The 19,583-nt window shown below is 56.3% G+C and carries 19 protein-coding genes; 4 read left to right on the top strand and 15 right to left on the bottom strand.

Going from position 1 to position 19,583, the window contains the following annotated elements:
* Positions 1-2 precede the first annotated feature (2 nt).
* The 4 genes from C5F52_RS20755 to C5F52_RS20740 are packed head-to-tail and all read right to left on the bottom strand — an operon-like array spanning position 3 to position 3,830.
* Entirely contained in the window at positions 3-776 is a 774-nt protein-coding gene (locus tag C5F52_RS20755) for an ABC transporter ATP-binding protein (RefSeq protein ID WP_236657948.1), read from the bottom strand.
* A complete protein-coding gene (locus C5F52_RS20750) occupies positions 773-1,756 on the bottom strand; it encodes a branched-chain amino acid ABC transporter permease (protein ID WP_104800264.1) in 984 nt (327 codons plus the stop codon). Before C5F52_RS20750 ends, C5F52_RS20755 begins: the two co-directional genes overlap by 4 nt.
* The gene (locus tag C5F52_RS20745; RefSeq protein WP_104800263.1) at positions 1,753-2,628 is read right to left on the bottom strand and encodes a branched-chain amino acid ABC transporter permease; all 876 of its coding nucleotides are present in this window, start codon (positions 2,626-2,628) and stop codon (positions 1,753-1,755) included. Before C5F52_RS20745 ends, C5F52_RS20750 begins: the two co-directional genes overlap by 4 nt.
* Before the next feature lie 56 nt (positions 2,629-2,684).
* Complete coding sequence (locus C5F52_RS20740; protein ID WP_104800262.1) at positions 2,685-3,830, bottom strand: ABC transporter substrate-binding protein; 1,146 nt, start codon at positions 3,828-3,830, stop codon at positions 2,685-2,687.
* A 235-nt stretch (positions 3,831-4,065) separates the two neighbouring features.
* Between C5F52_RS20740 and C5F52_RS20735 the strand changes: the two genes are divergently transcribed.
* On the top strand, positions 4,066-4,818 hold the full coding sequence (locus C5F52_RS20735) for an IclR family transcriptional regulator C-terminal domain-containing protein (RefSeq protein ID WP_104800378.1): 753 nt from the start codon (positions 4,066-4,068) through the stop codon (positions 4,816-4,818).
* Positions 4,819-4,951: 133 nt separating this feature from the next.
* On the opposite strand, the gene C5F52_RS20730 is transcribed toward C5F52_RS20735, so the two are convergent.
* From C5F52_RS20730 to C5F52_RS20720, 3 genes are read right to left on the bottom strand one after another with little or no spacing between them, the layout of a single operon-like run.
* Positions 4,952-5,761 carry a sugar phosphate isomerase/epimerase gene (locus C5F52_RS20730; RefSeq protein ID WP_104800261.1) on the bottom strand — a complete coding sequence of 270 codons (810 nt, stop codon included), beginning with the start codon at positions 5,759-5,761 and terminating at the stop codon, positions 4,952-4,954.
* A gap of 19 nt (positions 5,762-5,780) precedes the next feature.
* The gene (locus C5F52_RS20725; protein ID WP_104800260.1) at positions 5,781-8,183 is read right to left on the bottom strand and encodes an FAD-dependent oxidoreductase; all 2,403 of its coding nucleotides are present in this window, start codon (positions 8,181-8,183) and stop codon (positions 5,781-5,783) included.
* Positions 8,184-8,202: 19 nt separating this feature from the next.
* The gene (locus tag C5F52_RS20720) at positions 8,203-9,018 is read right to left on the bottom strand and encodes an IclR family transcriptional regulator (protein ID WP_104800259.1); all 816 of its coding nucleotides are present in this window, start codon (positions 9,016-9,018) and stop codon (positions 8,203-8,205) included.
* 125 nt (positions 9,019-9,143) lie between these two features.
* Between C5F52_RS20720 and C5F52_RS20715 the strand changes: the two genes are divergently transcribed.
* Together C5F52_RS20715 and C5F52_RS20710 are read left to right on the top strand one after the other, a co-directional pair.
* Positions 9,144-9,956: a shikimate dehydrogenase gene (locus C5F52_RS20715; protein ID WP_104800258.1), complete on the top strand. Its 813-nt coding sequence runs from the start codon at positions 9,144-9,146 to the stop codon at positions 9,954-9,956.
* A gap of 3 nt (positions 9,957-9,959) precedes the next feature.
* Positions 9,960-11,759, top strand: coding sequence for an FAD-dependent oxidoreductase (locus C5F52_RS20710; RefSeq protein ID WP_236657947.1), 1,800 nt, complete (start codon positions 9,960-9,962; stop codon positions 11,757-11,759).
* 58 nt (positions 11,760-11,817) lie between these two features.
* On the opposite strand, the gene C5F52_RS20705 is transcribed toward C5F52_RS20710, so the two are convergent.
* Genes C5F52_RS20705 through C5F52_RS20670 form a run of 8 tightly spaced genes read right to left on the bottom strand, consistent with a single transcriptional unit; the run spans position 11,818 to position 18,554 of the window.
* Entirely contained in the window at positions 11,818-12,774 is a 957-nt protein-coding gene (locus tag C5F52_RS20705) for a Gfo/Idh/MocA family oxidoreductase (protein WP_104800257.1), read from the bottom strand.
* Between the two features lie 12 nt (positions 12,775-12,786).
* Positions 12,787-13,665, bottom strand: coding sequence for a class III extradiol dioxygenase subunit beta (locus C5F52_RS20700; RefSeq protein ID WP_104800256.1), 879 nt, complete (start codon positions 13,663-13,665; stop codon positions 12,787-12,789).
* Positions 13,666-13,667: 2 nt separating this feature from the next.
* Entirely contained in the window at positions 13,668-14,102 is a 435-nt protein-coding gene (ligA, locus tag C5F52_RS20695; protein WP_104800255.1) for a protocatechuate 4,5-dioxygenase subunit alpha, read from the bottom strand.
* A complete protein-coding gene (locus C5F52_RS20690; RefSeq protein ID WP_104800254.1) occupies positions 14,102-15,031 on the bottom strand; it encodes an amidohydrolase family protein in 930 nt (309 codons plus the stop codon). The genes ligA and C5F52_RS20690 overlap by 1 nt, the downstream gene beginning before the upstream one ends.
* Before the next feature lie 22 nt (positions 15,032-15,053).
* Complete coding sequence (locus tag C5F52_RS20685; RefSeq protein ID WP_104800376.1) at positions 15,054-16,040, bottom strand: tripartite tricarboxylate transporter substrate binding protein; 987 nt, start codon at positions 16,038-16,040, stop codon at positions 15,054-15,056.
* Between the two features lie 26 nt (positions 16,041-16,066).
* Positions 16,067-16,750 (bottom strand): 4-carboxy-4-hydroxy-2-oxoadipate aldolase/oxaloacetate decarboxylase, encoded by a 684-nt coding sequence (gene ligK, locus C5F52_RS20680; protein ID WP_104800253.1) that lies wholly within the window; start codon positions 16,748-16,750, stop codon positions 16,067-16,069.
* A 22-nt stretch (positions 16,751-16,772) separates the two neighbouring features.
* Positions 16,773-17,807: an amidohydrolase family protein gene (locus C5F52_RS20675; RefSeq protein ID WP_104800252.1), complete on the bottom strand. Its 1,035-nt coding sequence runs from the start codon at positions 17,805-17,807 to the stop codon at positions 16,773-16,775.
* Positions 17,808-17,837: 30 nt separating this feature from the next.
* The gene (locus C5F52_RS20670) at positions 17,838-18,554 is read right to left on the bottom strand and encodes a substrate-binding domain-containing protein (protein ID WP_104800251.1); all 717 of its coding nucleotides are present in this window, start codon (positions 18,552-18,554) and stop codon (positions 17,838-17,840) included.
* 106 nt (positions 18,555-18,660) lie between these two features.
* On the opposite strand from C5F52_RS20670, the gene C5F52_RS20665 reads away from it, so the two are divergent.
* On the top strand, positions 18,661-19,581 hold the full coding sequence (locus tag C5F52_RS20665; RefSeq protein WP_104800250.1) for a LysR family transcriptional regulator: 921 nt from the start codon (positions 18,661-18,663) through the stop codon (positions 19,579-19,581).
* Positions 19,582-19,583 lie beyond the last annotated feature (2 nt).

Below are 19,583 nucleotides of genomic sequence, written 5' to 3'. Positions count from 1 at the left end.
GATCAGCTTCCCAAGTAAGCGTCGAGCACTTGTTTGTTGGCACGAATCTCAGCCGGTGTACCAATGGCCATCACCTTGCCTTCGACCATCACCATGATGCGGTGGCACAGGTCCATCACAAAATCCATGTTGTGTTCAATCACCACAAAGCTGCTGGCCTTGCCGTCGGCTCTTTGGGATTTGTTCAAGTCTTTCAGCAAGGTGCTGATGCCGCCCACCAGCGATGGGTTCACACCCGCGCACGGCTCATCGAGCAAGACCAAATCTGGCTCGCTCATGAAGGCCATGGCAATGTCCACCAGCTTTTGTTGGCCGTAGCTCAACTCGCCAGCTTTTTTGTCAGCCACATGTCGGATGTGGAATTGGTCAATCAAGGCATCGGCCTTGGCACCCAAGTCAGAATCGCTCGGCGCAAACATGCGGCTGAACATGGTGCCTTGGTGCTCTTGTGCAGCCACGATCAAGTTGTCACGCACGGTCATCTTGCCAAACACTTGCAAGGTTTGGAACGTACGGCCTACGCCACGGCGGTTGAGCTCCAAGGGGCCCAAATGCGTCACGTCTTGGCCATTGAGTTCGATCTTGCCGGTGTCCGGTGTGATCTGGCCCAACATGCTGTTGAACAAAGTGGTTTTGCCCGAACCGTTGGGGCCAATGACGCCAAAGATTTCACCAGGGCGCACTTCAAAGGACACGCCACCCACCGCTTGAATCGCGCCATAGGCCTTCTTCAAGTCGGTGACTTTGAGAACGGGTTGGTTGGTAGACATGGTCATGCTTTCACTCCTGATTGACCTGCCGCCGCACGTGCTGCAGAAGCTTCACGCGACTGACGTTTCGCACGGATGCGGTCTGGAATGCTCAGCAAACCATCGGGCAGCCAAATCATCAACATCACCACGGCGGTGCCGAACACAAACAAATACCAAGCCTGCGCAAAGCGCAACCACTCCGGCAAGATCACACCCACCGCAGCGCCCAGCAAGGGGCCCAAGAAATAACCAGGGCCACCCACCACCACCATGAGGTACATCATGATGGACGCTTCCACCGTGAATGGTGCAGGGTCGATGAACTGAACCATTGAACCAAACAAGCCACCGGCAATGCCCGCATAGGCCGCGCCAATCGCAAAGCTCAACAAGGTGTAGCCACGGATGTCCACGCCCAAGCTTTCCGCACGGATGGGGTTGTCACGCAAGGCTGTGAACGCTTTGCCCCAAGGTGAATTGAGCAAGCCCCACAAGAGCAAACCGAGCACCACCGTGAAGGCCAAGACCAAGTAGTAGTAAGCCAAGTTGCCATCAAAGCTGATGCCAAACGCTTCAGGACGTGCAATGTTGTTGATGCCAAACGTGCCGCCCGTGAGCCACTCTTCGTTGCGCATCACCAACCACACCGCGGTGTTGAAGCCGAGCGTGGCAAATGCCAAGTAAATGGTTTGCACGCGCAGCGCAGGAAAGCCCAGCGCCAAGCCCACCACAAAGCAGCCCAAAGCCGCCAGTGGCATGCCCAGCCAAAAGCTGTAACCCGCTTGCATCATGATGGCCACGGTGTAGGCCCCGATGCCAAAGAACGCGGCATGGCCGAGCGACTTTTGACCGGCGTAACCGATGGTGAGGTTCAAACCCATGGTGGCGATGACGTAAATCAGCCAGTAGGTGAACAAATAAATGCCGTGGTTTTTGAGCAGCGTGGGCACAAAAATACAGGCCAACAGCCCCAAGAGGCCGGCAAGAATTGCGAGCTTCTTCATACTTTGCGCTCCACTTTTTTACCGAGCAAGCCTTGTGGCTTGAACAAAATCACGACCATGAAAATGATCAACGCCACCGCGTCTTTGTAGGCCGGCGAAATGTAGGCTGCAGCCAAGTTTTCGCACACGCCCACAATCACACCCCCCAACAACGCACCGCGTGAGTTGTTGAAGCCACCAATGATGGCAGCGAAGAAAGCCTTCGTACCCAAAGCCGCGCCCATGTCGAACTTGGCCAGATACGTCGGCGTCACCAAAATCGCAGCGGCGGCTGCCAGCACCGCGTTGATGGCGAAGGTGTAAAAAATCATGCGGGGCACGTTGATGCCCAACACCGACGCACTCTCGGTGTTTTGCGCCACCGCTTGCATGGCACGACCGGTGACGGTCTTGGCCAAGAAAGCTTGTGTGATCAACACGAGTGCAATGGCAAACACAAAGGTGCCAATGTCGGTGGCCGAAATGGTCACACCGGCAATGTTGTACACCTCATCTGGAAATAGATTGGGAAATGGATGCGGCTCAGCGCTGTAACCTGCGCGCACCGCATTGCGCATGGCGATGGACAGACCAATGGTCGCCACCACGATGGGCATCATGCCGAACTTGAAGAGTGGGTCCACCACGCCGCGCTTGAACAACCAGCCCAGCACAAAGACCGACAGCACACAACTCGCGGCAAAGCTCAACATCAAAGGGAAGCCTGCGGCCATGAAGCCCAGCATCATGAAAGCCGGCAGCATCACAAACTCGCCTTGTGCGAAGTTGATGGTGCCCGAAGCTTGCCAAAGCAAGGTAAAGCCCAAGGCCGCCAGCGCATAAATGCTGCCGGTGGCGAGGCCACTGAAGAAGAGTTGTAGGAAGTCGGTCATGTCAATTCGCTTGAAAAAAAGAAAGGCACGCCCGCAGGCGTGCCTTGTTTCTCTGATTACTTCTTGGCGTTCAAAGCGGGCAAAGTAGCGGTCACCACTTGACGGCCATTTTTCACCTCGATCAAGAAGCTTTCGCGGTCAAGGTCACCCTTGTCATCAAAGCTCACATCCATGATCACGCCTGGGTGCTTCTTGGCGCTGATGCTGATGCCGTGCAGTGCTTGTGCCACAGCCTTGCGGTCGAGCTTGCCCACTTTTTCGATCGCAGCTTTGAGCACGTACACGCCGGTGTAACCCTTGATGCCGTTGTGGTCAGAGATGCTGCCGTAGGCTTGGTAGTACTTGGCTTTGAACTTCAACATTTCTGGGTTCGGTGCATCCACGGTCAAACCCACGTGGGCCATCGCGCCATTGGCTGCATCGCCAGCGAGTTCGATCACTTTCTGACCAGTCAAAGTGGTCTCGCCGATCACGGGCTTGATCCAGCCTTGCTTCTTCAATTCGCGCAACAAACGTGCAGACTCTTCTTCGTTGGTGTAAGCAAAGATCGCGTCAGCGTTGCTTTGCTTGGCTTTCAGCACAGCCGCTGAAAAGTCAACTTGGCCTGCGTCGGTCGAAATGTCGGCCACGATTTTGGTAGGACCATCGGCCAACAACTTGGTCAGTGTGTCACGACCGCCTTTGCCGAAGTCGTTGTTTACATAAATCACAGCCAATGTTTTGGCTTTGGTGTTGATGAACTTGGCCAGCTTGGGGAATGAGGTGCTTTGGCCGAACGCAGTGCGGAACACATAAGGGTTGCCTTGCGCAGTGATCGAAGCAGCTTCGCCGCCTGTGAAGTTAGGCACCTCGCCGCGCTTGGATTCAGCCATGGACACCATGATGGAGCCTGAGTAGACGGGGCCAAAAATGGCAAACACGCCGTCATCCACTGCCTTTTGGGTCAAACCCTTGGCCACGCCAGGATTGGTTTGCGTGTCTACGGTGTAGCTCTCAATTTTTTTACCCAAGATGCCGCCGTTGTCGTTGATCTCTTTGACCGCCAACTCCACGCCATTCTTAAACACCGTGCCAGCTGTGGTGCCTGGGCCAGACAGCTCAACGATGTTGGCAATCTTGACGGTTTGCTGGGCATGCGCGATGCCAGCCAACGCAAAAATTGCGGCAGCGGCAACAGCTTTCAAGGTGGAACGTTTATTCATGGATGTCTCCTCTTTGGGTTTGAAATTGAGCCAATGTCTGGCGGCTCGGGGTGATGAAATCGAAGGCACACCATCGATTGGTTTTAGATGTGTGCAATTTAATTGGAAAAGCTTGATCTGTCGGAACATTTGCCCAAGATTGAGCGATAAACGAACGTTTTTGTGCGATCATCGAACGCATCACGGGTTTCCCCCTGCACCCCCTATGAACACACTTTTGACGCACGCCGCGGGCATGGACAAGAAGGACTGGATCGCAGGTCTGGACAAAGGCCTCGCCATGCTCCAAACCTTTGACGAACACAACCCGCGTTTGACCGCCACCCAAGCTGCCCAACGCTGCGGCCTGACCCGCACAGCGGCACGTCGGTATTTGCTGACGCTCTTGCATTTGGGTTTTGTCACCACCGACGGCAAGCTGTTTTGGCTCACCCCAAAGGTGATGCGACTGGGTCAGTCGTACCTGGAGTCGGCCCGCTTGCCGCGCATCGTGCAACCCTCGTTGCAACGCTTGGCGATGGGCACACAAGAAATTTCGTTTGTCGCTGTGCTCGATGGTTACGACTTGGTCTACATCGCGCGCAACGGTCAAAACCGCAGCATGAACACCAGCTTCGCGCTGGGTGCGCGTGTGCCCTGTCACTTGACTAGCGCGGGTGTGTTGTTGCTTGCCCTCTTGGGCGAAGAGGCGTCCGATGCCTGGCTGGCCAACCACGAACTCAAAGCCTTCACCTCGCACACCATCACCGACCCCAAACGCATGCGCACCGAGCTGGCCCGCATTCGCGCGCAAGACTGGGCCTTGTCCGAGCAGCAGCTCGACTTGGCGTACCGCGGTGTGGCCGTGCCCTTGCGTGACCACAAAGGGAATGTGCAAGGCGCTTTGACGGTGAGCATGCCCATTCAGCATGAGACCTCCAAGGAAGCCGTGAACCGCGTGTTGCCTGTATTGCGTGAAGTAGCGCAGAGTTTGCGGCCGTTGATTTGACGTTGCGGTTTTGGTGATGACCAAGTTGGGCTGCCTGTGCGCACAGCAGCTCCTCTTCGCTTCGCTCAGAATGTCGCTTGCTGCGCGCACAGGCAGCCCAACTTGGCGACTGTTGTGAACGTGGCGCGCTGATTCAGGCATCGCCTAAAGCCTTCTTAGTTGCATTGAGGCACAGTTCGGCCCATGCTTTGTCGCCCATGGGTTTTGATCGTTCTAGGTTCACGATCTCTACGCTCACGGGGAGGTCTTGCGGCAAGGTCTTAAATAAACCTGTCACATCAATATTGCCGTCACCTGGCAAGAGGCGTCCTTGTCTTGCGGTGTGAATCAACTCTTCTGTGGTGAAGTTCAAACCTGCTTGTGCATCGCACATCTGCGCATAGTGCAACCACTCGCGTGGGATGGCGGCGATGTCTTGCAAGCTTGTGGTGGAACGACCAAAGTGCAAGGCATCCACCAAGATGCCAGCGTTGCTAGGGCGTCCTGCCAACTCAACCACGCGCATGGCGGACTTGGCGTCTTTCACGGCGGTCCATGGCATGAACTCCAAATCGGCGGTCAAGTCGTAGGGGCGCATGGCATCACAAAGCGCAGCGTAGTTGTCGGCCAAACGTGATTCATTGGCGTCGTCTGCGGCAATCAACACCGCTTTGGCGCCTAAGGTTTGGCCGATGTCCATCAACGCGGCATGGTCTGACACTTTGAACTGTTCACCAATGCGGATGATTTCTAAGTCATACACCCCCACGCCGGTGTCACGCATTACCGCTTGGGTTTCGCGCAACACAGCAGCATCGCCAATCAAGCTTTGAAACGGTGCACCGGGCCCGTTGGGTTGCACACGCAAACCCACATAGGCATAGCCCAACTCCGCCGCAATGCCAATGGCTTGCGGCACGGTCGACGCATTGGCCGTTAAGTACGCGAGCGAATAGGTACGCATGGTGTGCCGCCTTGATGATTTATTTCAATGGCGAAACCGCAGTGGGCATGGCGATGGTGGACACCATGTTGGTGGTCAAGTTGGCAGGGCCGCCTTTGGGTGGCCAGATGCCTTGGGCCACAGCATCCGCGCGCGCTTTGCTTCGTGCGTCGAGTGTGGGGTAAGCCCAAATGTTGGTGAAGCGCAGCGGGCCATCCAAAGCGACCATGGCCACCACGCAAGGCGAAATTTTGTCGCGCGCGGGGATGGCTTGTTCCCACAAATCAATCGTGGGTTGCACGCCACCGGGTTTGATCCCGTAGGTGCGAATTTCATACACGGGGCCATTGATGCCGCTCTCAGCGCTGGGGCGCACGGGCTTCATCCAAGGGAAACCTTGGTAGCTGTGTTGCTCCAAGCTTTGGAAGATGTCGCCACAGCCAAACGGGCTGGCGTTGTGTTGTGTGCGGTTGCGCTCGGCTTGCAAAGTGGCCAAGTCATCAAAACCACGCAACACAATCATTTGGTTGAGCACACCGATGTCAGTGAACCAGCAGCCCAGCAATTCACCTTGGCCTTGCGCAGCGAAAGTTTGCACGTTGGCAGCAGCTTGGGCAGCGGTGCCAAAAGGCAAGGTCATGGTGGCGAGTTCGTAATACATAGGAGAAGTCCTTTTCAAAAATGGATGTTCAGAAGATGCAAAGTCGGGTGACAAACGGGCCGCATGATGCGCCGCGAGATAGCCAAAGGTCATGGCGGGGCCGAGTGTGATGCCACCGCTGGGGTAGTTGCCGCCCATCACACTAGAGAGGTCGTTGCCACCGGCGTACAAACCGTCGATGGGCTGGCCTTGCGCGTTGAGCACTTGCGCGTGTTCGTTGCAGCGCAAGCCCGCAAAGGTGCCCAAGCTGCCAGCCACCATGCGCACGGCGTAAAACGGGCCGTCTTGAATGGGTGCCATGTTCGGGTTGCGGCCTTCGTGTGTGGCATCGCCTTGCACGCGGTTGTAAGCGGTTTGGCCTTTGCCAAATTCACCGTCGTAGCCAATGTCGGCTTGGGTGTTGAAACGCGCCACGCTGTTTTGCAAAGCCACAGCGTCGATGCCACACGCATCTGCCAACTCCGCCAAGGTGTTGCCACGTTTCAAGTAGCCATTGGCCAACATGCTGCGCATGGGCACAGGCGCAGGTTTGACTGCGCCTAAACCCCAGCGACGGATGAAGCGATGGTCCACCACCAACCAGGCTTGCACAGGCTCACCTTCGGGAAGTGCTTGAATCAACCCTTGCATGAAGTCGTGGTACGAGTCGGCCTCGTTCACAAAGCGTTTGCCAAAGCGCGTGACGGCAATGAGACCGGGCTTGCCGCGTTCAATCAAATGTGGGAAGTGGACCGTGGTTCCATCTTGACGTGGCACCAAAGACACAGGCGCCATCGCTGCCGCGTGCTTCAAATCGTTCGACACCACAGCACCCACCGATTCGCCCAAGCGCAAACCATCGCCGGTGTTGCCGCATGAGGCAGCTGAGAAATGTTGTTGGCCTGTCGGGTCGTGTGGCAGCAGTTGGCTCTTGCGCTGCGGGTCATGCGGAAAGCCCCCCGTGGCCAACATCACACCGCGCTTGGCGCGAATGGTTTGCTCAACGCCGTTGTGCATCACCACAGCGCCACGCACTTTTTGCACGCCGTCGTTGTCTTGCATGATCAAACGCACAACAGGGCTGTTCACGCGAATGTCCACACCCGCATCGAATGCCGACTTGGCCAACGCGGCCACCAAAGCATTGCCGTTGACCAACTGCATGCCGCGTCCATGAATCGCCAAATCAAACACATGACGCGTGACGCGCTTGGCCACATGGAAGAACGAGCCCCATGAACGCAAAGCATGGAAGAAGTGACGAATGTCAGCCCCCGAGGCAATGCCCATGCCGAGGAAGGTCATCTCATACAACGGCGTTTTGAGCTGCTTCACATACTTGCCCAACAAGCGACCGTCGAACGGTGCAGCACACACCGAGCGGCCACCCAAGGCAGCGTCTTCGGTTTTGCCATGGAAATCTGGAATCAAGTTGCCATCGATGAACTGCAAGGCGGTGTGTTCTTGAAAGAAGCGCACCATACGTGGGCCGTGCGTGAGGAACGTGCGCGCACGTGCTTCATCAAACTGCTCGCCCAACTCATGACGCAAATACAACAGTGGTTTTTCAATCGGCTCGGTGATGCCCGCTTGAATAGCCAGTGGATTGCGTGGAATCCACATCCAGCCCCCCGACCATGCGGTGGTGCCGCCGTAGTGCGCATCTTTTTCCACCACGATGACTTTGAGGCCAAGGTGTGCCGCCGTCACGGCGGTAGATAACGCACCGGCGCCAGAGCCCACCACGAGCAAATCGCAATCCCACGTTTTGGCATCAGAGGTGTCGAGTGATGGCGTGGTCATCGTGACGTATCCAACGCAATCAAGCGGCGTAAATGGGTTGCAAACGCACATGGCTGGTGCCACGCGCCAACATGGGTGACGCGCCACTGGCGGCTGCCAACTGCGCCGCACATGACAACAAATCAGGCGCCAATGCCAACATGCGCTCACGCGTCAAACGCGCCGAAGGGCCCGCCACACTGATGGTGCCCATGGGCAACTGCCCTGCCAAACCTACAGATGCGGCAATGGCGTTGAGCCCTGCGGTGTAGGTTTCTTCGGTCAAGCTAAAGCCTTGTTTGCGAGTGTCTTGCAAGACCTTCAGGAAAGCTTTCAAACTCTTGGGTGCGTTGGGGCCGAAATCTTGCGGTGAACCCAAGCCTTGTTGTGACACCAAAGCCAAAGCATCGTCATCCTTCATGGTGGACAACCAAGCCAAGCCCGAAGACGAGCAGCTCAAGCGGGCAATGCTGCCCATGTCTGGGTCGTAGCGCAGGCCTTGGCGAGCGCCTTGGGCGCGGGCCACCCATGTCAGACGGTCACCATCGACCACCGACAAACGCACCAGCTCACCGGTTTGTTCGGCCAAGCGGTCGAGCAGCGGCTGAGCCACATCAATGACGCCTGTTTTGCTGAGGTAACTCAAGCCCAACGAGACGAGCTTGGTGGTCAACACATACTCGCCCATGTCGCGTGTTTGGCGCACATAACCAAAGCGCACCAGGTCGACCAACAGGCGGTGCGCGGCGCTCTTGGGCATGTTGAGCTTGTCGGCCAACACAGCCAGCTCGACGCCCTGCCCTTGTTCAGACAAGAGCTCCAAGATGCCCAAAGTTCTTTCAAGTACGCCGCTCATAGTGCTGTTTGGAAATGGATGTTGGACGGCACTTTATCACGAAAAATGAATTTGATTCAAAAGTTGAACGCAATTCCATTTTTGGATAAACTGAGCCACATTTATCCACTTCACTTTGAATCACCATGCTTGAAAACTACAGCGGCGCCACACGAGTTCACGTCATTGTGGGCGACCCCATTGCCCAAGTGAAATCGCCTTTTGGCGTGACCCAAGCTTTTGAATCACATGGCCGCGACGCCATCTGCGTTCCCGCCCATGTGGCCCCCGCTGACTTGACCGACTGGTGGGCCGGCACCAAACGCGCGCAAAACATCGACGGCCTCATCGTCACCGTGCCGCACAAATTTGCGTGCACTGCGTTTTGCGATGTGCTGTCTGAACGCGCCGCCTTTTTGGGCACGGTCAACACCGTGCGTCGCGACACACAAGGCCGCTGGCACGGGGACATGTTCGACGGTTTGGGCTATGTGCGCGCCATGGAGAAAAACGGCTGCGTGCTGAAAAACAAACGCGCTTTGTTGGTCGGCGCAGGCGGCGCAGGCTCAGCCATCGCGCACAGCTTGGTGTTGGCGGGTGTGAGTGAGTTGGCCATTCACGACCCAGATGATCAACGTCTTCAATCACTGATTGACCGCCTCAACAGTTTGAAACTGGGCAAGGTCACCCATCTTGAAAAGTTCACACTTGGCAGCCCCGACCCCACAGGTTTTGATGTGGCCGTCAACGCCACACCCATCGGCATGAAAGAAGCCGATCCCACACCCATTGACATCACGAAGATTCATGGCGACATGTTTGTCGGCTGCGTCATCACCGCCCCCGCCATCACGCCCTTGATTGCGGCAGCACGTGCCAAGGGTTGCAAGACCGTGACAGGCGCCGACATGTTTGCGCAAGTGCGTGAGCTGATGGTCAACTTCTTGTTGGAGGTGTGAGCGATGAGCGACGCTTTGCATCCCCTTCATCAACGCATCAGCACTGACCTCTCGCAACTCAAAGACCACGACACCGTGGATTTGGTGGTGATTGGTTCTGGCGGCGCAGGTTTCTCAGCAGCACTCAATGCTGCGATTGATGGCGCACGCGTGTTGTTGGTCGAACGCATGGCCCATGTGGGTGGTACCACCGCGTTGTCGGCAGCCACCACGTGGGTGCCCGGTACCAAGCGCGGCTTGGAAGTCAACCCGGACGACACACCTGAGCGCGTGGCCACGTTTTTGAACCTCGCCGTGGGCGAACGTTCAGATGCCAAGCTGCGCCAATCGTTCATCGACAACGGGCCACACGCGATTGCAAAACTCGAAGGCAGCAGCGCGTTGCAATTCCAAGTGCGCATGTTGCATCCCGATTATTTGTCTGAGCTCGAAGGCTCGGTGCTGCGTGGTCGTGCGATCGAGCCGCAACCTTTCGATGGCAAATTACTTGGTCCCAATCTGCCGCTCGTGCGCAACCCCATCCCCGAGTTCACCGTGCTCGGCGGCATGATGGTGGATCGCGATGACATCTTCCATTTGCTGCGTTTGACTGAGACGTGGAAGTCGTTCAGCTACAGCGTTCGCATCATCGTGCGTCATTTCCTCGACAAACTGTTGCACCCACGCAGCACACGCTTGGTCATGGGCAACGCCATGATTGCGCGCATGCTCTACAGCTACATCCAACGCCAAGGCCTGTTGGTGACGAACACCGAAGCCACACAACTGCTGCAAGACGGCAACACCATTCAAGGCGTCGCCCTGCAACAAACCTTGCCCGATGGCAGCGTGGTCAAACGCACGGTGCGCAGCAAAGGTGGCGTGGTCATGGCCAGCGGTGGTTTCAACCGTCACCCCACACGCCGTGCAGACATGCTGCCCGGCGCCAAAGAAGCGTGGTGCCCTGCAGGCCCTGGCCATACAGGCAAAGCGCAAGACTTGGCATTGCAAGCCGGCGGTCAACTGGGCAGCGGTGGTTTGAGCCACGCGTTTTGGGCGCCCGTCTCCACACGTCAACGTGCCGATGGCAGCACCGCTGTGTTTCCGCACTTTGTGATGGACCGCGGCAAGCCCGGCATGCTCACCGTGGACAGCCAAGGTCAACGCTACTTGAACGAATCCACCTCGTACCACTTGTTTGGCATTGCCATGCAAGCCCACCACGCCACCACGCCCAGTGTGCCGTCGTGGTTGGTGTGTGATGCAGGCGCTTTGAAGCGCTATGGCATCGGCATGGTTCGCCCGGGTAATGACGCCAAGGGCAAAGGCTTAGCGCCGTTCTTGGCAGATGGCTATTTGAAACAAGGCAACACCTTGGCTGAGCTCGCGCAGCAACTGAATGTGCCCGCAGACAAACTCCAAGCCACCGTCGAACGCTTCAATGCGTTTGCCGACCAAGGTGTGGATGAAGATTTCCAACGCGGCACCACCGACTACCAACGCGCCAACGGCGATGCCACATGGCATGGCCCCAATCCGTGCTTGGGCGCCTTGCGCGAAGGCCCGTTTTACGCGGTGGCGCTCTACCCCGGTGACATTGGTGCGGCCACAGGCTTGGTCACCGATGGCGATGCACGTGTGCTCAACGCACAAGGCACGGCGATTGACGGTTTGTATGCGGCGGGTAACGACATGCACTCCATCATGGGCGGCGTGTATCCAGCGCCGGGCATCACCATTGGGCCTGGCGTGACCTTTGGTTACTTAGCCGCCAAACACGCCGTGGCACGCGCACGCCAGTTGTCAACCATCAAAGCGACATAAACAACGCACCAACAAAAAAAGGGAGCCAGATGGCTCCCTTTTTTGATGGACGAGAAACTCAAGCGTTGAGTTGCAACTCCAAGTCGTGCAACACCTTGTAGCAAGGCAACACTTGAGCGACGCTGGAATTTGGTTCACGGCCTTCTTTGATGGCAGCAAAAAACTCACGGTCTTGCAACTCGATGCCGTTCATGGACACCGCCACTTTGGACACATCGATTTGCTCTTCCTTGCCAGTGTACAGATCGTCGTAACGGGCCAAGTAAGTGCCTGTATCGCCGATGTAGCGGAAGTAGGTACCCAAGGGGCCATCGTTGTTGAACGACAAGCTCAAGGTACAAATCGCGCCGTTGGCCGCTTGCAATTGAATGCTCATATCCATCGCAATGCCAAGTGTTGGGTGGATGGGTCCTTGCACCGCATTGGCTTTGACGATGGGGCTGCCAGCTTGGTAAGCAAACAAGTCGACCGTGTGGGCAGCGTGGTGCCACAGCAAGTGGTCGGTCCAACTACGGGCTTGGCCCAACGCGTTCATGTTGGTGCGACGGAAGAAGTAGGTTTGCACATCCATTTGCTGGATGTTGAATTCGCCTGCTTTGATTTTGTTGTGCACCCACTGGTGGCTGGGGTTGAAGCGACGGGTGTGACCGCACATCGCGACCAAGCCTTTTTCTTTGGCCACGCGCGCGACCTCTTCTGCGTCTTTCCAGCTGTCGGCCAATGGAATTTCCACTTGCACGTGTTTGCCAGCCTTCAAGCAAGCCAAGCTTTGTGCAGCGTGCATTTGTGTAGGGGTACACAAAATCACGGCGTCCACTTCGGGCAAGGCCAAGCTGTCGGCCAAGTCGGTGGTCACGTGCTTGATGCCGTATTTGTCAGCGACTTCTTTTGTTTTTTCCAAATCACGGCTGATCAATGACACGACTTCCACGCCGTCGATGTTTTTGATGCCGTCCAAGTGTTTGATGCCGAAAGCACCTGCGCCAGCCAAGGCGACTTTGATGGTTTTGCTCATGTGATTTACCTCTTATGCGTTTTCAAGAATAGCGTGGCCTACAGCGGTATTCGATGCAGGCACATGGTAGAAGCGATGGGTCAGTTTAGGTGCTGGGCCAACAACTTTGCCGTTTTGGATGTCAGACATCGCACCACGTGCGATGAGCCACATCACCAACTCAATGCCTTCGCTACCGGCTTCACGCACGTAGTCGATGTGCGGCACGGCGGCACAGGCCACTGGGTCGTTGATCATCAGGTCGAGCCAGTTGTTGTCCCACTCGCGGTTGATCAGGCCCGCACGCGAGCCTTGCAACTGGTGGCTCATGCCGCCTGTGCCCCAAATGTGCACGTTGATGTCTTCGTCGTAACTCTCAATCGCTTTGCGAATGGCTTGGCCAAGGTTGAAGCAACGCTGGCCACTTGGCACGGGGTACTGCACCACGTTCACTGCAAACGGAATGATGGGGCAAGGCCAAGCGCCCTTCACAGGGTCTTGCTCGCCGCACATCAAGGACAGGGGCACGGTCAAGCCGTGGTCCACATCCATTTTGTTGACGATGGTCAAGTCGAAGTCTTGTTGAATGACCGACTGCGCAATGTGCGAAGCCAACTCTGGGTGGCCTTTCACTTTGGGCACAGGACGTGCGCCATAGCCTTCGTCAGCAGGTGTGTACTCAGCCGCGGTGCCGATGGCAAACGTAGGAATCATGTCCAAGCTAAACGCAGTGGCGTGGTCGTTGTAGACCAAGAAGATCACGTCTGGCTTGTTGTCTTTCATCCATTGTTTGGAGAAGTCGTAGCCAGCGAAGACGGGCTTCCAATAGTCTTCTTGTGTTTTGCCGAGGTCCAGCGCGGCGCCAATGGCGGGCACATGGGAGGTGTAAACGGATGCGGTGATTTTTGCCATGGTTATTTCTTTCCTGCTGCGCCTTGGGGTTGGTTCTGAGCCTGGGCATCGCCGTTTTCACCAATCACGCGGTTGCCTTCAACCGAGCGCCCGCCGTGAATCATCATGTTGCGGTATTCCTCTTCGGTCATGCCGGTCATGGAGCCCGCCATTTGCTGGAAGCTCAAACCATCGGTCGCGCCGATTTTGGCGAGGAAGTAAATGTTGCCGCCGGTGCGCATGCACCAGTTCAAATCGCGGGCCAACACGGCCTGCTTTTGCTCTTCGGTCATGGCCCACTCGTCGAGGTAAGCGCGCTCGTTGGCTTTGAAACGCGTGCGGTTCTCCGCCTTCATGAGCGACATGCAGAACTGGTTGAGCCAGTAGCCTTTGCGCGATTGCTCGGCATCAAAAATGATGGTGCCAGGAACGTCTGTGTAGGGTTTGTCGAGTGCCATTAAAAAGTCTCCTCAGGCCAGTACAAGCGCATCGGGTTGTCCACCAACAACTTGCGTTGTTGTTCTTCGGTGGTGGCGATGTGCGGGATGAAGTCCACCAGCAAGCCGTCATCGGGCATGTGGTCTTTGAGGTTGGGGTGCGGCCAATCGGTGCCCCAAATCACGCGGTCGGGGAACTCGTCCACGATACGCTTGGCAAAGGGAATCACGTCTTTGTAGGCGCCTGATTCCAAATCTTTTTCGCCATTCAATGCCTTAGGGCCAGCCACTGACAAACGCTCGGGGCAAGTGACTTTGCTCCACACGTTTTTGTGTTCGCGCATGAATTTCACAAACAACTCAAACTCAGGGCCATCCACAGGCTTGGTCACATCAGGACGGCCCATGTGGTCTACCACAATGTTGGTGGGCAAGGCTGTGAAGAAGTCCCACAACTCGGGCAAGTCGACCGCTTCAAAGTAAATCACCACATGCCAGCCATACATCTGCACGCGCTTGGCAATTTCTAGCAATTCGTCTTTCGGTGTGAAGTCGACCAAGCGCTTCACAAAGTTAAAGCGCACGCCGCGCACACCTGCATCGTGCATGGCTTGCAACTCCTCTTCGGTCACGCTGCGTTTGACGGTGGCCACGCCACGCGCTTTGCCGCCAGAGCTAACCAAAGCATCGACCATGGCTCGGTTATCTGCCCCGTGGCAAGTGGCTTGCACCACCACATTGCGGTCGAACCCCAAGTGGTCACGCAAGGCATACAACTGAGCCTTGGATGCATCGCACGGCGTGTACTTGCGCTCAGGTGCATAAGGAAACTCGTTGCCTGGACCAAACACATGGCAATGCGCATCCACTGCACCTGCCGGCAATTTGTATGCGGGCTTGGTGGGGCCGTTGTACCAATCTAACCAGCCGGGTGTTTTTTCAAATTCCATGTTGTTCCTTTTGTGTGCTGAATCAGTCCAAAGAGACTTGTGCTTTCTTGATAATGCTGCCAAAGCGCGTTGACTCGGCCTGGATGTAGGCGTTCAACTGCTCGCGGTTCAAGGTGAATGGCTCGTAAGCAAACGAGGCAAACTTGTCGCGCACATCGGGTTCGGCCAAGGCTTTTTCGATGTCGCGTTGAATCTTGTCCGTAACAGCTTTGGGCAATCCGCGTGGTGCAGCAATGGTGGTCCAGCCACTCACTTCAAAACCTGCAGGGCCACCCGACTCGCCGATGGTGGGCACGTTGGGAAATGCGCTCACACGCTTGGGTGCAGCCACGGCCAAATATTGCACCTTGCCTGCGCGGTACATCGCACCCGCTGTGGCGTTGGAGCCCAAGGCAAAAGCCAGTTCGCCCGTGGCCACACCGCTGTAAAGCATGCTGGTTTCTTTGTAAATCACGTGCTGCATGTCCGTGCCCGTGACCGACTCAAACAAAGCCGAACCCAAATGCACAGGGTTGCCGACAGACCAAGAACCGTAGTTCAGCTTGCCTGGATGCGCTTTGGCATCGGCAATCAGATCAGACACTTTTTTGTATTTGCTGTCGGTGGCAATCGTCACAAAAAAGTAGGTTTTGAACAAAGGTGCCAATGGCTCGAAATCGGCCTTGATGTCATACGGCAGCTTTTTGAACAGATGCGGGTAGGCCGATAAATGCACGCTGTCGAGCTGAATCAAATCATGGCCATCGGTCGCACCGCGTTTGAAGGTGTCAATGGCGATGAAGCCATTGCCACCGGGCTTGTTCTCGACCACCACAGGTTTGCCCCAGGTGCGCGACAACTTGTCCGCCACCAAACGCAACACGCCCTCAGGGCCACTGCCCACGGGGAATGGCGTGAGGATGCGCACAGGCTTGGTGGGAAAGTCTTGGGCGTGCGCGGACAGTCCGCACAGCGCCAAAGCGCCCACCGTCAAAGCTGCAAACAGTTGGCGTTTAGAGGTGTGTGTCATGGCACAAGCTTTCAAAGTCATCGGCATCAATCGATGTACTTTAAGCCTGCGGCAGCCAAGGGCTCACGCATTTTGTACATGTCGAGGCCCAAGATGCCCGAAGCCAATTTGTCGCGCTTCTCGCCTTCAAAGCTTTCGCGTTTTTGTGCAGCGGCCAAAGTCTCGGCAGCGCGTGCAGCAGGCACACACACCACGCCGTCGTCATCGGCCACGATGACGTCACCGGGCGTGACCAACATGCCCGCACACACCACAGGGATGTTGACGGAGCCGATGGTCGCCTTGATGGTGCCTTTGCTGCTGATGGCTTTGCTCCACACAGGGAAGTTCATCTTTTGCAGCTCTTTCACATCACGCACACCGGCGTCGATGATCAGGGCGCGTGCACCACGCGCTTGAAAAGAGGTGGCCAACAAATCGCCAAAGTAACCATCGGTGCACTCGGCCGTGATGGCCGCCACCACGATGTCACCCGGTTGAATTTGTTCAGCAGCCACATGCATCATCCAGTTGTCGCCGGGGTGCAAGAGCACGGTCACCGCGGTGCCCGACACTTGCGCACCTGGGAAGATGGGACGCATATAAGGCTTGAGCAAGCCCACACGGCCCATGGCTTCGTGCACAGTGGCCGAGCCCAAAGCGGCCAAGCCGTCTGCTGCTGCGCGGTCTGCGCGTTTGATGTTGCGATACACAACGCCGAGTTCGTACATAAGAAATCTCCTGAGAATTGAATTAACGGCCTTGCGACTTGAGCTTGGTGTCCAAGCGCGAGAACACGCGGCGTGCGTTGCCCTCGTACACCTGATGGCGCTCGTCGGCATTGAGGTTGAGCGTGGACTCGATGTAGCGCTTGGTGTCGTCGTAGTAGTGGCCGGTTTCTGGGTCAATGCCACGCACCGCGCCAATCATCTCGGACGCGAACATGATGTTCTTGACGGGAATCACTTTGGTCAGCAAGTCGATGCCTGGCTGGTGGTACACGCAGGTGTCAAAGTAAATGTTGTTCATCAAGTGCTCTGTGAGCAAAGGCTTTTTCAGCTCTTGCGCCAAGCCACGGAAGCGGCCCCAGTGGTAAGGCACAGCGCCGCCGCCATGCGGAATCAAGAACTTCAAGGTGGGGAAGTCTTTGAACAAGTCAGAGGTCAAGCATTGCATGAAGGCGGTGGTGTCGGCGTTCAAGTAATGCGCGCCAGTGGTGTGGAAGCAGCCATTGCAGCTGGTCGAAACGTGAATCATGGCGGGGATGTCGTACTCGACCATCTTCTCGTAGATGGGGTACCAAGACTTGTCCGCCAACGATGGCGATGTCCAGTGGCCACCTGATGGATCAGGGTTCAAGTTGATGCCGACGTTGCCGTATTGCTCGACGCACTTGACCAATTCAGGAATGCAAGTGGCGGGGTCGACACCGGGTGACTGGGGCAACATGGCCGCAGGCACGAAGTTGTTGGGGAACAGCTCCGCCACACGAAAGCACAGCTCGTTACAAATGGCCGCCCAAGTGGATGACACTTGGAAATCGCCAATGTGGTGGGCCATGAAGCTCGCACGTGGGCTGAAGATGGTGATGTCAGAGCCGCGCTCTTTCATCTTGGCGAGTTGGTTGGTCTCGATGGTTTCGCGCAACTCGTCGTCGCTGATTTTCAAATCAGACACTTTGGGCATAGACGCTGGGTCTTTGATGCCAGCGATTTGTTTGTTGCGCCACTCTTCCAAAGCCTTAGGCGCTGTGGTGTAGTGGCCGTGTACGTCGATGATGAGAGACATGAATACCCCTTACAAAATGAAATTTAAAAATTAAAGCCAGTTCATGCCTTGCTTGCGCTTGACGTCTTCCACGCCAGCCGAAGCCAAGAACTGTAAAAACGATTGCACCTCTGCCACGCGAGCCGCGTCGTTGGCAATGACTGCAGGAATGCCCGATGAAAACGTGGTGATGAACGCCACATCCGCAGGCAAAGTGCCCAACACATCGATGCCGGGCAAGGCAATGAGTTCGCTCAACTGTTGAAAGCCCAAAGCAGCTTTGCCGCTCGCCACCAATGCGCCCACAGGCGTACCGGGTGGTGGCACCACGATGCGTGGTTTCACCTCGTCGGCGATGCCCCAACGTGCGAACAATTTTTCAAGGTACACGCCGCTTGGGCCTGTGGAGTAGCTCAGTGTGGGGCTGGCCAACACCGCCGCTTTCAGCGCGGCTTCGTTGCTCAAGTCAGGACGCACAGCATCTGCTTGAACGGCCACCGCTACAGGTGAACGCACCCAGTCGCAGCGTGAGCCGGTTTGCACATGGCCCGAGGCCATCAACTTGTCAATCGCATCGGAAGCCAAGAGCACCATGTCAAAGGCCTCACCCGCTTGCACGCGTTTGGCGGCATCCACACCGCCCACTGACTCGATTTGCACAGACACACCAGTTTGCGCAAAGTAAGCCTGCGTCAAATCAGCCAACAAAGCCTTGGTGGCCATGGATGAAATACCGCGCAGCACAAGAGAGGAAGAAGATGTTTGCATGCGAACGATTCTAGAGATTTACCCCTGATACGGGCCATAAATGACGGACTAGCTGCTATAACGTTTTTAAATAACGGACAATTGGTTATTCAAAATAGAGAATTCCATGGAACTCAAACAAATCGAATCCTTTGTACGCGTCGCTGAGCTAGGCAGTTTCACCAAAGCGGCACTGGCTTTAAGTATTCCCCAACCTCTGCTCAGCCGCCATGTGCGCCAGTTAGAAGTGGAGTTGCACCAAAACTTGCTGATGCGCAATGGCCGTGGCGTGACCGTGACCGAAGCAGGTTTGGTCATGCTCGAACACGGACGCGGCATTCTGCACCAAGTAGCTGTGGCCCAAGAAGAACTGGGCTCGGTGCGGGGTGCACTGGCTGGGCGTGTGTCGATTGGTTTGCCACCCAGTTTGTCCAAATTGGTGACCGTGCCACTGACCATGGCGTTTCGTCAGGCCCTGCCCCATGCACAGCTGTCGCTGACCGAAGGCTTCTCGGTGTTGATGGTCGAGAGTTTGCGTGCAGGTCGCCTAGACATGGCTGTGCTCTACAACCCAGCACCTTCACCCGATTTGGAAATGTCTTTGTTACATGAAGACACCTTGGTGCTGATTGCAGGCAAAAAAAGTAAGCCAATTGCAGGCAACACCCCGCTGAAAAATGTGGTGCAACTGGCAGACCTGGCCAAACTGCCACTCATCGCACCCAGCCGCCCCAATGCGTTTCGCTTGCTGATTGACACCGAGATGCTGCGTCTGAACTGCAAGCCCAACATCGTGCTGGAGATTGATGGTTTGAACGCGATTTTGGAATTGGTCAAAGAAGGCATGGGCTACGCCGTGCTGCCCGCCTACACCCTGAGCAACTTTGCCAAGCCCGAAGACTTCACCACGCATCGCGTGGAGAAACCCAAACTGATGAGCCAGCTCATGCTGGTGTGGTCAGCGCGCCGCCCGATGACGGCGACGCACAAAGCAGCCATGCAGCTCACCCAAGACGTGGTGTCTCAAGCGCTGCAGGCCAACAGCTAAGC

It is taken from the genome of Limnohabitans sp. TS-CS-82 (genome assembly GCF_002943475.1).
This window is presented reverse-complemented; position numbering and strand designations above follow the sequence as displayed.

Bases quoted from the DNA above. Each gene is read 5' to 3' on its own strand.
- C5F52_RS20755 (WP_236657948.1), bottom strand. From the start codon at position 776: ATGACCATGTCTACCAACCAACCCGTTCTCAAAGTCACCGACTTGAAG.
- C5F52_RS20750 (WP_104800264.1), bottom strand. From the start codon at position 1,756: ATGAAGAAGCTCGCAATTCTTGCCGGCCTCTTGGGGCTGTTGGCCTGT.
- C5F52_RS20745 (WP_104800263.1), bottom strand. From the start codon at position 2,628: ATGACCGACTTCCTACAACTCTTCTTCAGTGGCCTCGCCACCGGCAGC.
- C5F52_RS20740 (WP_104800262.1), bottom strand. From the start codon at position 3,830: ATGAATAAACGTTCCACCTTGAAAGCTGTTGCCGCTGCCGCAATTTTT.
- C5F52_RS20735 (WP_104800378.1), top strand. From the start codon at position 4,066: ATGGACAAGAAGGACTGGATCGCAGGTCTGGACAAAGGCCTCGCCATG.
- C5F52_RS20730 (WP_104800261.1), bottom strand. From the start codon at position 5,761: ATGCGTACCTATTCGCTCGCGTACTTAACGGCCAATGCGTCGACCGTG.
- C5F52_RS20725 (WP_104800260.1), bottom strand. From the start codon at position 8,183: ATGACCACGCCATCACTCGACACCTCTGATGCCAAAACGTGGGATTGC.
- C5F52_RS20720 (WP_104800259.1), bottom strand. From the start codon at position 9,018: ATGAGCGGCGTACTTGAAAGAACTTTGGGCATCTTGGAGCTCTTGTCT.
- C5F52_RS20715 (WP_104800258.1), top strand. From the start codon at position 9,144: ATGCTTGAAAACTACAGCGGCGCCACACGAGTTCACGTCATTGTGGGC.
- C5F52_RS20710 (WP_236657947.1), top strand. From the start codon at position 9,960: ATGAGCGACGCTTTGCATCCCCTTCATCAACGCATCAGCACTGACCTC.
- C5F52_RS20705 (WP_104800257.1), bottom strand. From the start codon at position 12,774: ATGAGCAAAACCATCAAAGTCGCCTTGGCTGGCGCAGGTGCTTTCGGC.
- C5F52_RS20700 (WP_104800256.1), bottom strand. From the start codon at position 13,665: ATGGCAAAAATCACCGCATCCGTTTACACCTCCCATGTGCCCGCCATT.
- ligA (WP_104800255.1), bottom strand. From the start codon at position 14,102: ATGGCACTCGACAAACCCTACACAGACGTTCCTGGCACCATCATTTTT.
- C5F52_RS20690 (WP_104800254.1), bottom strand. From the start codon at position 15,031: ATGGAATTTGAAAAAACACCCGGCTGGTTAGATTGGTACAACGGCCCC.
- C5F52_RS20685 (WP_104800376.1), bottom strand. From the start codon at position 16,040: ATGACACACACCTCTAAACGCCAACTGTTTGCAGCTTTGACGGTGGGC.
- ligK (WP_104800253.1), bottom strand. From the start codon at position 16,750: ATGTACGAACTCGGCGTTGTGTATCGCAACATCAAACGCGCAGACCGC.
- C5F52_RS20675 (WP_104800252.1), bottom strand. From the start codon at position 17,807: ATGTCTCTCATCATCGACGTACACGGCCACTACACCACAGCGCCTAAG.
- C5F52_RS20670 (WP_104800251.1), bottom strand. From the start codon at position 18,554: ATGCAAACATCTTCTTCCTCTCTTGTGCTGCGCGGTATTTCATCCATG.
- C5F52_RS20665 (WP_104800250.1), top strand. From the start codon at position 18,661: ATGGAACTCAAACAAATCGAATCCTTTGTACGCGTCGCTGAGCTAGGC.